Source organism: Psychrobacillus sp. NPDC096389 (assembly GCF_044762855.1).
GTDB lineage: Bacteria > Bacillota > Bacilli > Bacillales_A > Planococcaceae > Psychrobacillus.
This window is the reverse complement of record NZ_JBIWFB010000005.1, coordinates 268,026-282,941: the sequence shown is the minus strand read 5'-3', so window position 1 is coordinate 282,941 and position 14,916 is coordinate 268,026. Positions and strand designations below refer to the sequence as shown.

The following is a 14,916-nucleotide window of genomic DNA, read 5'->3' as shown; positions in this document are numbered from 1 at the left end:
AAGTGTAAGGATAATATTTGGGGGTGCATAATGGAAGATAATATTCAAATACTGTTAGATAAAATAAAGGTTCTTCGCAATTCTACTAGAGTTACTAAACTTTCTAAAGGTTATTCCCCTGATGAGAAATATGTTGTTGAAAATGAAAATGGGGACAAATATTTGTTGCGAATAAGTGATCTGAATAAGTATGAGAGAAAAAAGGAAGAGTTTCAAATTTTAACTGATATTAGAAAATATAAAGTCCATTCTGCCAGACCAATTGATTTTGGGATGTTAAAGGAGCTTGGTGTTTGTTACAGTATATTTTCTTATATGGCAGGGGAAGATGCCAAAAGTTTAATACGATCCTTCAAAGAGCAAGAACAGTATGAAATTGGAATAGAAGCAGGGAAAGATTTAGCACGAATTCATTTACACCCAGCTCCGATTACTATTAAAAGTTGGTATGAAAGATCTATTCAAAAACATAATAGATATCTAATGGAATACAAAAAATGTGGTATAAAAATTAATCATGATGAAAAGATTATGAGTTTTATAGAAAGCAATTATCCTTATTTAAAAAATCGTCCAAATCAATTTCAACATGATGACTTTCATTTGGAAAATATAATATTGAAGGATAAAAAATATGCTGGTGTCATTGATTTTGATAATTTTGATTGGGGAGATCCATTTCATGACTTTGTAAAAGTTGCTTTAGCTAGTAGGGAAGACAGTGTTTCTTTTTCTGTTGGCCAAATAGAAGGATATTTCGCGCATAATATACCGGAAGAATTCTGGAGACTTTATTCCATTTATTCTGCTATGGTTATTTTTTCTAGTGTTGTCTGGTCCATTAAAAAGTCTCCGGAACAGCTAGATAAATTTATAGAAAGTATTGAATTGATATTGGAGGATCATAAGAACTTTGAATTAGTAAAACCTATTTGGTTTGAATCTAACTTTTAATCAAAGAAGTTGGATTCTTGCTAATATAGTTAAATAAATGTAATTGAAGGAGAAGTATAGTCTTGGATGCAAAATGTATTAAATTCTATGAATTCGGTAACCCGAAAGATGTATTAAAAGTTGAATATAAAAGCATTCAACCACCAAAGGAACAGGAAGTCCTTGTGCGAATGTTAACACGACCTATTAATCCTTCTGATCTAATTCCAATTAGAGGGTCATATTCTCATCGGATTACTTTGCCAAATATTCCGGGATATGAAGGAGTCGGTATTGTAGAAGATGTAGGTCCATTAGTCTCTCGTCATTTAATTGGTAGACGTGTTTTGCCATTGCGAGGGGAAGGTACATGGCAGGACTACGTGAAAACATTCTCAGAATTTGCAGTTCCTATACCTGACTCTATTGATGATTTCACCGCAGCACAGCTGTACATCAATCCAATTACAGCATGGGTAGTTTGTAACGAGGTATTAAAGTTAAAACCACATGATGTTTTATTGGTGAATGCATGTGGCTCTTCTATTGGTCGTATTTTTGCACAATTATCAAAGATTTTAGGTTTTCGATTAATTGCAGTTACTAGAAACAACAAGCATACAGCGGAATTACTTGATCTAGGTGCTTCTTTTGTAATTGATACATCTACAAATTCTCTTTATGAAACGGTTATGGAATTAACAAATGGCATAGGTGCAAATGCTGCTATTGATTCGATCGGCGGTTCATCTGGAAACGACTTAGCTTTTTGTGTACAAGCTAATGGTCATTTTCTAACAATTGGTCTTCTATCGGGAGTACAAGTGAATTGGGCGGATATTGTAAAAAAAGCAAAGGTCAATGCCAATATATTTCATTTAAGACATTGGAATAAAGGAGTTTCGGCAAATAAATGGCAAGAAACATTTAACAATTTAATAAGGTTATTTGATGACAATAAATTACGTTTGATGTCGCTTGATTCTCAATACGACTTAACCAATATAAAACAAGCAGTGGATGCTGTTGAATCTTCTAAAATATCAACGGGGAAAATATTTTTAACATCCTATTGAGGAAATCTTGATAGAAGTTGCCTTAGTTAGAGGGGCTTAGGTAACTCTTTCAAGTTCAGAAGTAAAATAGTCTAGTTTGCAATCTCTTTTTTGTTGCAAATGCAACAAAAAAGATGTAAATTAGATATAGATTAATTGTTGTATTTACAACAAAAAGGAGTCGGTTATGAAGGACATTCTTCGTGAAATTGGAATGATAGCAAGAGCACTTGATTCTGTAAGTAATATAGAGTTTAAGGAGTACGACCTTACGAAAGGGCAATATTTGTACCTCGTACGAATATGTGAACAACCAGGCATTATTCAAGAAAAGTTAGCTGAGATGATAAAGGTAGATCGAACAACAGCAGCCCGTTCGATAAAGAAATTGGAAATGAATGGTTTTATCGAAAAGAGAGAGGATCAACAGAACAAAAAAATTAAAAAACTTTTCCCAACCGAAAAGGGAGAAAACGTTTATCCTCTTATAAAAAGAGAAAATGAATATTCCAATACTGTTGCATTACAAGGGTTTTCCGAGACAGAAATGGAAACTATTTTTAATCTTCTGCAAAAAGTGAGAAAAAATATAGAAAAAGACTGGGAATTTGTAAAAAAAGGAAACAAGAGAACTTATTGATTATTTAAAGGGGAGATACGGTTAGATGACCATACAAATAATAAAATGTACGATGGAAGATGCTCATAAACTGCAAGAAGTTAGTTATGAAACATTTAATGAGACATTTCAGCAGCAGAATTCACCAGAAAATATGAATGCCTATTTGAAAAAAGCATTTAACCTAAATCAATTAGAAAAAGAATTATTGAATACTTTTTCACAATTTTTCTTTGTTTATTTTCATAATGAAGTTGCTGGTTATTTAAAGATCAATACCAATGATGCACAGTCTGAAAAAATGGGTGATGAAACACTTGAAATTGAAAGAATTTATTTAAAAAATCAATTTCAAAAACATGGGCTTGGTAAACATCTGTACCAAAAAGCGCTGGAAATTGCCAAGCAAAGTAACAAAAAGAAGATCTGGTTAGGTGTATGGGAGAAGAATGAAAATGCTATTGCTTTTTACAAGAAAATAGGGTTTATTCAAACCGGGGCCCACTCATTTTACATGGGGGATGAAGAGCAAACTGACCTTATCATGACTAAAACGCTGTTATAACTTTTTAAAACAATACAAATGATTAAGCTATTAGATACTTAAAAAAGTTATATCTTTGTTACTCTCCTACTCCTACATGAACAATACTTTTTCTTACTTAAGATAAATAAGATTGCTTAAGAAGGGATTCTATTGTTAAAAAGAGAATGACATAAAAGTGTTTATAAAAGGCAATGGGGGAATAATGGTGGAATGTAAAAAGGTAAACAGAAACTTTAAAGCTGTAGGCATAAAAGGCGGAGGAACCTTTGCAAATTTTGGTACCGAAGTGCCAAAACTTGCCCGGCAATTTCTAACTCGTATAGATGAAGTTGCAAATCACTCTGGTACTGAAATAGCACTTTTCGAACCTAAAAAGGATGTTGATCATTTGGAAGGTCGCTATTATGTAGGGGTAATTGTTAATGAGACTCTAAAGGAAGTTCCAGTTGGAATGGATTATTTTGAAACTGCTAAATCGTATATCACGACTCGGGGCAAAATTATGAATATTGATCACCTGCATGAACAATTACTAAAATGGATAGTTGAGCAGGGATATGAAAGGGATTTAGAATCTTATATTGTGGAGACCTATCATCCAATAGAAAATAGTGATGAAGAAGTAGAGATTTATTTACCAATCCATCATTAAAATTCAATTGCTTTAAACGGGCTGTATACTTATGGAGATATTTTTTAATCAACTAATAGGTGGCTTATTATTATAAAAAAATAAAATGCTGTGTTTTATCACTAAAAATGGAACAGTTTTGCACAATTTAATTGAATAAAACTACACAAAAAGTCGCTTTCCCTTATTTAAGGGTAGCGACTTTTTAATTTAAGTTTTTTGACTAATCTTGAAAATGTTGTTGACTATTCAGTTGAACTGTATTAAATTGTTACTAAGTTGAACTATATAGTCGAACTGAATAGAGGGTGAAGAGATGAGACATAAATTATTACCGTTGTCTGAAACGATGCATTATATTTTATTGGCTTTGCGTGAGCCACTCCATGGCTATGCGGTAATGCAGAAGATTGAGGAGATAAGTAATGGTACTGTTATTTTAGCAGCAGGTACATTATACGGTGCGATTGAAAACTTGAATAAGCATGGTTGGATTGAACCTGTCGGAGAGTCAGGCAGGAGAAAAGTTTATATGATAACTGCGGAAGGAAGTAAAATTTTAAAAATGGAACAAAACAGGTTATTGCATATTTTATCCTTGTATGAAGGAAGTGAATCAAATGAAGAAAATTAAGACATTTTTTGATATTGAAAAAGAGGAGCAATGGCTGAACGAGCAATTACAAAAAGGCTATCGTTGTACAAATATTAGTGGGTTTGGAATATATACTTTCGAAAAAACCGACAAAAGGTATGTGATGAGACTGGATTATCAAGATTATTTATCAAAGAAAAAGTTCAATGATTACAAAGGGATATATGAAGACTTCGGTTGGAGTTATATAAATGGCCCTTGGCTTGGTGGGATACGATATTGGCAAAAAGAAGAGGACGATCAAAATGAAATCTTCTCAGATCGTGAGTCAACGAGTAATTATTATAAAAGATTGATGGGCTATTCATCTGGTTTATGTATATTGTTTTTGTGCTTTTCTTATATGCTATACAAGGATTCAGGTTTATATTTAGCGGAAGGTCTTTGGAATATGGAAGGTTCATTATTTTGGAAAGCATTTTTATTTGAAACTCCATTTGCCCTTTTAAGATTGCTGCCCGCCCTTATGGTTGTTTTCTTTGGTAGCAGTTTCTATAAAGCTTATCGAAAGTATTCTATGTTAAAAGAAAAATAGTAAACGAGGGGATTTAAAGATGCATTTTTCTAAAAAGAAACATTTCTTAATGGCTATTATTTGCTTCATGATTGTTTTATCAGGGTGCAGTAATAAGGGGAAAGTGTTGGTTGAAGCAGAAAAATATATTTCGTCTGTTAACGAAATGAATATCCCGGATGATGTAAAAATAATTGGCTTTGGAGAAGCAACACATGGGAATATAGAACTTCAGAACTTGAAAAAAGATGTTTTTGAAGCATTAATTAAAAATGAACATGTCCGTGTGTTTGTAATAGAAGGGGATTTTGGAGGCGGACAGGAAATAAATCAGTTCATTTTGGACGGAAAGGGTTCTGCAGAAGAAGCCGTGAAGGCACTTGATTATAGCATTTATAAAACGGAGCAAATGATGGATCTTGTTCAATGGATGCATGATTATAACGCAACGGCTAGTGGCGATGAGAAAATATTTTTTTACGGAAATGATATGCAGCGATATGATTATAGTAAAAAAGGTCTGCTTGACTATTATGAAGTTGTTAACAAAGAAGCGGAACAAAAATATGCAGTTCAACTGGAAAATGCTTCAAACACTACAATGAGATCTTTATCAACGAAGCAACTGAAAGAAATTGATGAGGTGCTCGAAAGTATCATTTTTGATTTGCAATCAAACAAAGTAGTTTATACGGAACATTCATCATCGGATAAGTTTGCCTTTGCCTTACAATACGCACAACTTATGAAACAACGAACAGAGCTATTTTTAAATGAGGGGGACTACCAACAACTTCGTGATCAATATTTAGCGGATAATTTGCAATGGATTGTTGAATTTGAAGTCGCACGTGGTCATGATAAGGTGTTCTTCTCTGGACATAATGGGCATGTTGAAAAAACGTCTGCTTCATTAGCAGGTTATAAATCGATGGGAAGTTATTTAGATGAGATATACGGGACCAAGTATTTTGCAATTGGTACCGACTTATTGAACAGTGAATTTCAAGCCCTAAACCGTGGATCTGATAAAAGAAAGAATTATAAGATAAAAAATCATAATGGTTTAGTGGATGCATTTAGTGAAGTAGAGCCAGATATCTTTTATGTTGATTTTGAAAAAGCAAGTCGGTCAAAGGAATTGTTGGAAATTATTAAAAGTGAACAAAAAATGGTGAACGTGGGTGACGATTTTCGCTCGTGGCAAAAGCTTGTAAAAATGTTTTACACAATTGAAATGGTACCCAATAAGGCATATGACGGCATCATTATTTTAAAAGAAGCAACACCAACAGATGTAATTGATTAAAACAGTATACTTTGTAGTTCTAAAGACCTTTTGGTATATTTTGGTATACTGTCTTTAAAGAGATAGGGATGAACACAATTAATAGGTAGATAACCGAGACTGAAAAGGGTTAATGTAACATTAGCCCTTCAGAGAAGAAAGGTGGGAGATAGGTTATGAATGAGAATGAGCTGTATGTTTATCATCTTGTTACGAGGAAAAAAATGACTCTTGGTCAAATTATTCGCTTTGATAATAAACAAAAAAATACTTTATATCACTTCTTTTTTGAGAGAGAGCAATTGAATGTTAAAGGAGAAGACTTTTTTCAAATTTTACAAGAAAATTATTCAAATGAAGGATTGTACTTGAATAAAGAAAATGCGGATGTAGCAATTAATTATACAAGTCAAACAATAAGAGCAATAAGAGAAGTGATAGTTGAAATGGTCAGACTGCAAGAATATCCACAATACCCTTCAAGATTGTCTTGTTTATATACGACAAAAACCTATGAAGATGTAATGAAATGGAAAGAATTATTCGATTCATACAATCGGGAGATTTTACAGATTGTTAAACTTCGAGTTCATGGAAAATCTTTTGAGGGAGACGGAAACCTTTTGCCAAAAGAAGATGGGGTTCCCTTTTCTCGAAAAATCGAACAAGCTAGAGAATATTGGGAAGGAAACGTGAAAAACGACCTTTCTGAATTGTTAATTGATGGGAAGGTAGAAGTGGTTGAAATTGTAGAGGATTTTACTGCTTAGAAAAAGCTAGATTAGTAGGAATGTGCAATTTTTATTAGCAATACAAAGAAGAGGAAAATAACAAAAAAGCACCGCAAAATGCAGTGCTTTTCGTTGTTTCGTATTATTCAGCGAAAGCTAATGCTGCTTCTACTTCGCCCCATGGAATATCCAATGCTTCTGCTACACCTTTACCATAAGCAGGATCTGCTTTATAGCAATGCGTGATATGACGCAGTTGAATATGTTTGTCTACACCTTGCATGTTTCTGCCAGTGTTCTCGAATAATAATTGTTGTTGTTCAGGGCTCATTAATCTAAATAATTTACCTGGTTGCTCGAAATAGTTATCATCATCTTCACGGAAGTCATAAATATCCGCTGGACCGTTCAGATCAAGTGCAGGATCTTTGAATGCTGGTTGTGATTTCCATTGACCGTAAGTGTTTGGCTCATAGTGTAATGTTGCCCCTAAGTTACCATCCGTACGCATTGCACCATCTCTATGGAAAGAGTGAACTGGGCATCTTGGTTGGTTAACTGGGATTTGATGGTGGTTAACACCTAAACGGTAACGTTGTGCATCTCCGTAAGAGAATAGACGTCCTTGTAACATTCTGTCTGGAGAGAAGCTAATACCTGGTACTACGTTCGCAGGTGTGAACGCTGCTTGTTCTACTTCTGCAAAGTAGTTTTCAGGGTTACGATTTAATTCCCATTCTCCAACTTCGATTAATGGGTAATCGCCTTTATACCAAACTTTTGTTAAATCGAATGGATTGTCTGGATGATTTTTTGCTTGTTCTTCTGTCATCACTTGGATGTACATTTTCCATTTAGGGAAGTTGCCGTTGTCGATATTTTCTAAAAGATCACGTTGGTGACTTTCTCGGTCTTTCCCAACTAGTTCTTCCGCTTCTTGGTCTGTTAAATTCTCAATTGGTTGTTGAGAACGCATGTGGAATTTCACCCAAACACGCTCATTATCCGCGTTAATCATACTGAATGTATGGCTACCAAAACCGTGCATATTGCGGTAAGTTGCTGGAATACCGCGGTCACTCATTACGATTGTTACTTGGTGAAGTGCTTCTGGAAGACTAGTCCAGAAATCCCAGTTATTATTTGCATTACGCATATTTGTTCTTGGGTCACGTTTAACAGCATGGTTTAAATCCGGGAAGTTAAGTGGATCACGGAAGAAGAATACTGGTGTGTTGTTACCAACTAGGTCCCAGTTTCCTTGTTCTGTGTAGAAACGCATAGAGAATCCACGAATATCACGTTCTGCGTCTGCAGCTCCACGTTCACCAGCTACAGTTGAGAAACGAACGAACATTTCTGTTTCTTTTCCAACCTCTGAGAATAGTGCTGCTTTAGTATATTTTGTAATATCGTTTGTTACTGTGAATTTACCATATGCAGCAGAACCTTTTGCGTGCATACGACGCTCAGGAATTACTTCTCTATCAAAGTGAGCTAGTTTTTCTAATAACCAAACGTCTTGTAATAATAGAGGACCTCTTTTACCAGCGGACATTGAGTTTTGATTATCTACTACAGGTGCGCCAGCTGCAGTTGTCAAGTTGTTGTTGTTTTGATTTTCAGCCATTAATAATTCCTCCTAGATTAGAATCTTTATCATTCAATAATGATTATATCAAACTGCTAGGAATATTGCTAGAAATCAAATGTGACATTTTAATAATTTTTATTTTATAATAATTTTATTCTATTTAGTGAGGCGATGAATCTTTGATATGACAAGGAATTTCTTTCTAACTATTAAATGAGAAGGTCGAATAAAGTGCTATCTTTATTGATTTCTTTGTACGAAAATCCATTCTCAGTCAATCGTGTGATAAGCCCCTGATAGTCTTCTTTATGTTTTAACTCGATTCCTACTAATGCTGGACCGCTTTCTTTATTGTTTTTCTTTGTGTACTCAAATGTCGTAATATCATCTTCAGGCCCAAGTACTTTATCTAAAAATTGACGGAGTGCCCCTGCTCTTTGTGGGAAGTTCACGATAAAGTAGTAGAGTAGCCCTTCATACATCAGTGATTTTTCTTTAATTTCTTGCATTCTGCCAATATCGTTATTACCACCGCTAATAACACAAACGACCGATTTTCCTCTGATTTCCTCTTTATAAAAGTCAAGTGCTGCAATCGGCAGTGCACCAGCTGGTTCTGCAATGATTGCGTGTTTGTTGTATAAATCTAAAATAGTTGTACAGACTTTTCCTTCTGGTACGAGCACGATATCATCTACGTATTTGTTACAAGTTTCATAAGTTAAATTTCCCGCGCATTGTACAGCAGCTCCGTCCACAAATTTATCGATTGTATCAAGTACGACAGGCCCATTATTGTCAAATGCCGCTTTCATACTACCAGCTCCGGCAGGTTCCACACCGATTATTTTTGTATGTGGGGAGAGGTTCTTTATATAAGTAGAAACACCAGCTACTAATCCGCCGCCTCCAATACTGCCAAATACAAAATCAATTGGTTCTTCGATATCATTCATCACTTCTATAGCGACTGTTCCTTGGCCCGCGATGATGTCGGGATCATCAAATGGATGGATGAAAATTCGATCCTCTGCTTCTGCAAAAGCTGCGGCGCTAGCTGCTGAGTCATCAAAAGTATCCCCGGCAAGCGTAATTTCCACATATTCGCGACCAAACATTTTCACTTGGTCAATTTTTTGTTTTGGCGTTGTTAACGGCATGAAAATATTAGCAGAAATTCGTAATTGAGCACATGCGTAAGCTACTCCTTGTGCGTGATTTCCTGCACTTGCGCAAACGATTCCTTGTTGTCGTGCTAGTTGCTCGATTGTTTTAATTTTGTAATAGGCGCCTCGTAATTTAAAGGAGCGAACATGTTGCAAATCTTCTCGTTTAATATAAATCGTTGCTCCGTATTTTTCAGATAAATAATCATTTTTTTGCAAAGGGGTATGTACTACCACATCTTTTAAAAATTGATATGCTATTAGCACATTTTCTACTTGAACGGTTTTCGTGTTTGTTACTTGCATAATATTGATGCCAACCTCCAATTAATAAGTCACTAAGTACACTTCATTTTAACACACTAAATCGTGGAAATTCTATATTTTTCCGATAATTCTTAATAATTAGTTGTGCATTATATATCTTTTATCCCATTGGTAGTATTACATTTCTGTTACTGGTGCCAGGCACCAGTAACAGAAATGTAATATTCATATGAAATATTGTGATTATACTGATTTGTTATTTTCGAACAAGAAATGTTCTTTTTTCACAAAATATGTTGACTTATTTGAAGTAATAGAACATAATATGTTCATAATGAACACGCTTTCAAAGGTTGAAGGGATGATTTCATGACACCTGTTTCACGAAAAAAACTGATTTTAGAAGAACTTACACAAAAAGGGAAAGTAGAGATTCTAGAATTAGTCGATCTTTTGGCCGTATCTGCTATGACGGTCAGGCGAGATTTAGATGAATTAGAAAAGCAGAAAAAACTAATCAGAACACATGGCGGTGCGGCACTTCCGCAAGCGATCATTGCAGAACAGAGCTATAACCAAAAGCTTTCAGAAGCACATGCCCAGAAAGTAGAAATTGCAGAGATTGCTGTAGGGCTTATAAAAGATGGTATGAGAATACTACTAGACTCTGGTACAACTACTTTCGAAATTGCGAGGCGTTTAAAGACTAGAAAAACTTTAACAATAGTAACAAATGATATAAAGATTGCAGCTGAACTTGTAGATAGTCAACTAGAAGTAATCCTATTGGGTGGAAAAATACAAAACGATGTAGGAGCGGTGTTTGGTTCTTACGCGGAGAAAATGTTAAAAGACATTCATGTAGATATATTATTTTTAGGAGCTCATGCGGTGCACTCTACTTTAGGAATAACATCAGCTACATTTGAAAAAGCCGCTATTAAGCGAGAAATGATCAACGCCAGTGAGAGTGTATATTTAGTAGCAGACGCACAAAAGTTTGAAAAAAAAGCGTTTGCCAAAATAGCAGATGTAGATTCGATAACGGGAATTATTACAGATCAAACAATGCCAAAAGATTTAGAGCAAATTTACGGAGAAATGTCTACCTTTATAAAGGGAGTGTAATTGTGAAAATTGGGGTTATTGCAGACGATTTAACTGGTGCGAATGCTACTGGGGTTCGTCTTTTGAAGAATGGATTTACGAGTGCAACGGTCGTATTTGATGGAGAAGTTCCAACAAAAGGCGACTTCACGGCACTAGGAATTGATACGGATAGCAGATATTGCGCAGCAACTGAAGCAGAGACACGTGTGATAAAAGCTTACCAACAGCTTTGCACTTGGGGAGCTAGTGTCATTACTAAGCGAATTGACAGTACGGTTCGAGGAAATTTAGGTGTGGAAACGGACGCCTTATTGACCGCCACTGGGAAAAACAGTGTAGCGATCGTTGTTGCCTCTTTTCCGGACTCTGGTCGTGTTGTATCTGGCGGCTATCTTTTAGTAGACGGTGTACCGGTAGAAGCGACCGATGTCGGAAAAGATCCGATGAACCCAATATCGAAATCACATGTTCCAACGTTAATGGAAGAGCAAAGTAATTATTCAGTTTCGCATATTGGTTTAGGAAAAGTTCTAAAGGGAAAAGAAGCCATTCAATTGGAACTAATGTGCCAAATTGAGGCTGGGCATCGAATCATTGTTATTGATGCTGTGACGAATGAAGAAATAGATCATATATCTGAAGCGATGATTTCAATAGAAGGAACTCATTTTATCCCGGTAGATCCAGGACCTTTAACTGCTTCTTATGGTCGTATGAAAGCGCATCAACATGTGCAGACGAATAAATTCATTGTCACAGTAGGTAGTATCACCCCTTTAACGGGCCGGCAACTAAACTATTTAATTGATAAGAAAGCTGCTCAACCTGTTTATGTTAAAACAGAATCACTTGCTTCCGTTACAAGTTCATGGGATGCGGAAATTGATCGTGCAACAAAGGAAGCATTAATTAAATTGGAAACTGAGGAAATACTAATCATTACAACGTACTCCCCGGGAACTGAAAAGTTAAAGCTTTCGGAAATTGCAGCTAATGAAGGTGTCACGGAAGAAAAACTGGCAAAACGAATTACAGAAGGCCTTGCTAGAGTAACAAATAACGTTGTTCTACAGACAGACCATACGATAGACGGTACGTTTTCAAGTGGTGGGGATGTTACTGCGGCATTGTGTGCTGTAAGTAATGCGGAAGCAATAGGCTTACAAGATGAAGTTCTCCCTCGTGCAGCTTATGGACATTTCATCGGTGGAACACTTGATGGGATTCCAGTTATTACAAAAGGTGGTACGGTTGGGGATAAATATTCTATCTATAAATGTGTAAGATTCTTAACAAATAAAAAAGAAGAAGGAAGTGTATAGGATATGACAACAATAAAAGAAATTATCGCAATTCCTATGGGAGATGCAGCAGGTATTGGCCCAGAGATTACTGTGAAATCATTAGCGAAAGCAGAATTATACAATATGTGTAAACCTTTAGTTGTCGGGGATGCAAATATTATTCGTAAAGCAATTGAAGTGACAGAAGTCAATCTACAAGTTAGAACAGTTGCAAGCCCAGCAGAAGGTGCTTATGAATTCGGTACGATTGATGTGTTGGATCTAGCGAACATTGATGTGGATGCATTTGTTCCAGGGGAAGTTGCTGCTCAAAATGGGAAAGCGGCATTTGAATATATTAAACGTTCTGTAGAGTTAGCGATGGCTGGAGAAGTAAAAGCACTCGCAACAACTCCGATGAATAAAGAATCCCTAAAAGCAGCGAATGTTCCTTATATCGGGCATACTGAAATGCTAGAAGACCTTAGTGGGTCACCAGATCCATTGACAATGTTCCAAGTAAATGGGATGCGTATTTTCTTCTTAACTCGCCATGTGTCTGTTGCGAAAGCTATTACACAAATGACAAAAGAGCGTGTCCATGATTATTTAATTCGTTGTGACAAAGCTTTACAACGTCTTGGAGTTGAAAACCGTAAATTAGCAGTTGCAGGACTTAACCCACATGCTGGGGAAGGCGGTCTATTTGGTAATGAAGAAGTGGAAGAGATTAAACCAGGTGTTGAACTAGCGGTAGCTTCAGGAATTGACGCTTACGGACCAGTTCCAGCAGATTCAGTATTCTTCCAAGCCTTAAATGGTAAATACGATGCTGTTCTTTCTCTTTACCATGACCAGGGGCATATCGCTGCAAAAATGACAGATTTCCACCGTACGATTTCGATTACAAATGGTTTACCATTCTTACGTACATCTGTGGACCATGGTACAGCATTTGATATCGCATGGAAAAACATCGCATCTGAAGTGAGTATGTACGAATGTATCAAACTTGCTGCAGAATATGCACCAAAATTTACTCGAGAATCACTATAAGTTATTTGATAGAAGGAGAGTGTGCTTTCCTTCTATTTTATAAAGATAAAATGAAAGGGGTTTCATGGGGATGACATTAGAAATGCAAATGTTACTTGGTTTAGCTATTGGTATTACAGTTCTTATTTTACTAGTTTTAAAAACAAAAATTCATGCATTTTTAGCACTAATTATTGCTGCATCAATTACTGGATTAATCGGAGGGATGGAGCCACTTAAAGTGGTTAATTCTATTACATCAGGTTTCGGGAATACGCTGGCATCTATTGGTATTGTAGTTGGTCTTGGAGTTATGATGGGACGTATTTTGGAAGTCACAGGAGCAGCCGAAAAACTAGCTTACTCGTTGATTCGTCTAGTAGGAAAGAAAAAAGAAGAATGGGCAATGGCGATTGCGGGATACATTGTTTCTATTCCGATATTTGTAGATTCCGCTTTTGTAATTTTAAATCCGTTAGTAAAGTCATTATCTCGTAAAACAGGAAAATCCGTCGTTACACTTGGAGTTGCACTAGCGATTGGATTGGCTGCAACGCATCATGCAGTACCGCCGACTCCAGGTCCGTTAGGAGTTGCAGGGATTTTTGGGGTAGACATAGGGGAAATGATTTTCTGGGGTCTGATATTCGCTATACCAATCATTATTGTTGGTGTGTTGTACGCACAATGGATTGGTAAAAGAATTTACCAAGTGCCTGAGGAAGATGGGGAAGGATTTATACGAAGAGACTCTTCAGAAATGGTATACAATGACTTTTTAGCGGCATCTGCAGATCGTGAAAAAGAATTGCCATCATTATTTCTGTCGTTTTTCCCGATTTTATTACCAATTCTATTAATATTCTTAAATACAACATTATCAGCATTAAAAATCACAGGCGGAGTTTGGGATTATGTATTATTTTTAGGTCAACCAATTATCGCATTAGCACTAGGATTAGTTGCTGCAATTTATGGTTTAGCAAATCGTATGAAACGTGAAGAAGCACTTGAGAGAATGGAAGAAGGTATGACTACTGCTGGAATAATTTTATTAGTAACTGGAGCTGGTGGTGCTTTAGGTACAGTTTTACGTGATAGTGGAACTGGTGATTACCTTGCAGAAATTATTGCAGGATTGCCTTTACCAGCAATTTTAGTTCCTTTCTTTATTGCTTCTATCGTTCGCTTGATCCAAGGTAGTGGTACAGTTGCAATGATTACAGCCGCATCTATTTCAGCTCCTATACTAGCAAATTTAGATGTGAATTTAGCACTTGCAGCACAAGCTGCAGCACTCGGTGCAATGCTGTTTTCATATTTCAACGACTCCCTATTCTGGGTAGTTAACCGTATGCTTGGCATTACAAAGTTGAAAGAACAAGTCTTAGTTTGGTCTATACCAACAACACTTGCTTGGTTCACAGCGATGATTATGTTAATAATTGCAAATTCGATTGTTGGATAATGCTTTCATATAATGTGGCA

Annotated in this window: 15 protein-coding genes; 13 read left to right on the top strand and 2 right to left on the bottom strand. The window is 36.0% G+C overall.

Annotated elements, in window-relative coordinates:
* Nucleotides 1-30 precede the first annotated feature (30 nt).
* The 9 genes from ACIQ38_RS14725 (at nucleotide 31) to ACIQ38_RS14685 (ending at nucleotide 7,012) form a co-directional block, all read left to right on the top strand.
* Nucleotides 31-954 carry an aminoglycoside phosphotransferase family protein gene (locus ACIQ38_RS14725; RefSeq protein WP_402824363.1) on the top strand — a complete coding sequence of 308 codons (924 nt, stop codon included), beginning with the start codon at nucleotides 31-33 and terminating at the stop codon, nucleotides 952-954.
* A gap of 62 nt (nucleotides 955-1,016) precedes the next feature.
* Nucleotides 1,017-2,009: a zinc-dependent alcohol dehydrogenase family protein gene (locus tag ACIQ38_RS14720; protein WP_402824360.1), complete on the top strand. Its 993-nt coding sequence runs from the start codon at nucleotides 1,017-1,019 to the stop codon at nucleotides 2,007-2,009.
* Nucleotides 2,010-2,175: 166 nt separating this feature from the next.
* Nucleotides 2,176-2,628, top strand: a complete 453-nt coding sequence (locus ACIQ38_RS14715; protein WP_402824356.1) for a MarR family winged helix-turn-helix transcriptional regulator — start codon at nucleotides 2,176-2,178, stop codon at nucleotides 2,626-2,628.
* A gap of 25 nt (nucleotides 2,629-2,653) precedes the next feature.
* A complete protein-coding gene (paiA, locus tag ACIQ38_RS14710; protein ID WP_402824353.1) occupies nucleotides 2,654-3,172 on the top strand; it encodes a spermidine/spermine N(1)-acetyltransferase in 519 nt (172 codons plus the stop codon).
* Between the two features lie 187 nt (nucleotides 3,173-3,359).
* Nucleotides 3,360-3,806, top strand: a complete 447-nt coding sequence (locus tag ACIQ38_RS14705) for an effector binding domain-containing protein (RefSeq protein ID WP_402824350.1) — start codon at nucleotides 3,360-3,362, stop codon at nucleotides 3,804-3,806.
* A 295-nt stretch (nucleotides 3,807-4,101) separates the two neighbouring features.
* Nucleotides 4,102-4,419, top strand: coding sequence for a PadR family transcriptional regulator (locus ACIQ38_RS14700; RefSeq protein ID WP_402824347.1), 318 nt, complete (start codon nucleotides 4,102-4,104; stop codon nucleotides 4,417-4,419).
* A complete protein-coding gene (locus ACIQ38_RS14695; protein ID WP_402824344.1) occupies nucleotides 4,406-4,975 on the top strand; it encodes a DUF2812 domain-containing protein in 570 nt (189 codons plus the stop codon). The genes ACIQ38_RS14700 and ACIQ38_RS14695 overlap by 14 nt, the downstream gene beginning before the upstream one ends.
* A gap of 19 nt (nucleotides 4,976-4,994) precedes the next feature.
* Nucleotides 4,995-6,263: an erythromycin esterase family protein gene (locus ACIQ38_RS14690; protein WP_402824341.1), complete on the top strand. Its 1,269-nt coding sequence runs from the start codon at nucleotides 4,995-4,997 to the stop codon at nucleotides 6,261-6,263.
* 155 nt (nucleotides 6,264-6,418) lie between these two features.
* Nucleotides 6,419-7,012, top strand: coding sequence for a DUF2441 domain-containing protein (locus ACIQ38_RS14685; protein WP_402824338.1), 594 nt, complete (start codon nucleotides 6,419-6,421; stop codon nucleotides 7,010-7,012).
* 103 nt (nucleotides 7,013-7,115) lie between these two features.
* On the opposite strand, the gene ACIQ38_RS14680 is transcribed toward ACIQ38_RS14685, so the two are convergent.
* A complete protein-coding gene (locus ACIQ38_RS14680; protein ID WP_402824336.1) occupies nucleotides 7,116-8,603 on the bottom strand; it encodes a catalase in 1,488 nt (495 codons plus the stop codon).
* Nucleotides 8,604-8,776: 173 nt separating this feature from the next.
* On the bottom strand, nucleotides 8,777-10,039 hold the full coding sequence (ilvA, locus tag ACIQ38_RS14675) for a threonine ammonia-lyase IlvA (protein WP_402824333.1): 1,263 nt from the start codon (nucleotides 10,037-10,039) through the stop codon (nucleotides 8,777-8,779).
* Between the two features lie 330 nt (nucleotides 10,040-10,369).
* On the opposite strand from ilvA, the gene ACIQ38_RS14670 reads away from it, so the two are divergent.
* The 4 genes from ACIQ38_RS14670 (at nucleotide 10,370) to ACIQ38_RS14655 (ending at nucleotide 14,896) form a co-directional block, all read left to right on the top strand.
* Nucleotides 10,370-11,128 (top strand): DeoR/GlpR family DNA-binding transcription regulator, encoded by a 759-nt coding sequence (locus tag ACIQ38_RS14670; RefSeq protein WP_402824330.1) that lies wholly within the window; start codon nucleotides 10,370-10,372, stop codon nucleotides 11,126-11,128.
* 2 nt (nucleotides 11,129-11,130) lie between these two features.
* Complete coding sequence (locus tag ACIQ38_RS14665; protein WP_402824328.1) at nucleotides 11,131-12,432, top strand: four-carbon acid sugar kinase family protein; 1,302 nt, start codon at nucleotides 11,131-11,133, stop codon at nucleotides 12,430-12,432.
* 3 nt (nucleotides 12,433-12,435) lie between these two features.
* Nucleotides 12,436-13,449: a 4-hydroxythreonine-4-phosphate dehydrogenase PdxA gene (gene pdxA / locus ACIQ38_RS14660; protein WP_402824325.1), complete on the top strand. Its 1,014-nt coding sequence runs from the start codon at nucleotides 12,436-12,438 to the stop codon at nucleotides 13,447-13,449.
* A 70-nt stretch (nucleotides 13,450-13,519) separates the two neighbouring features.
* Complete coding sequence (locus ACIQ38_RS14655) at nucleotides 13,520-14,896, top strand: GntP family permease (RefSeq protein WP_402824322.1); 1,377 nt, start codon at nucleotides 13,520-13,522, stop codon at nucleotides 14,894-14,896.
* Nucleotides 14,897-14,916 lie beyond the last annotated feature (20 nt).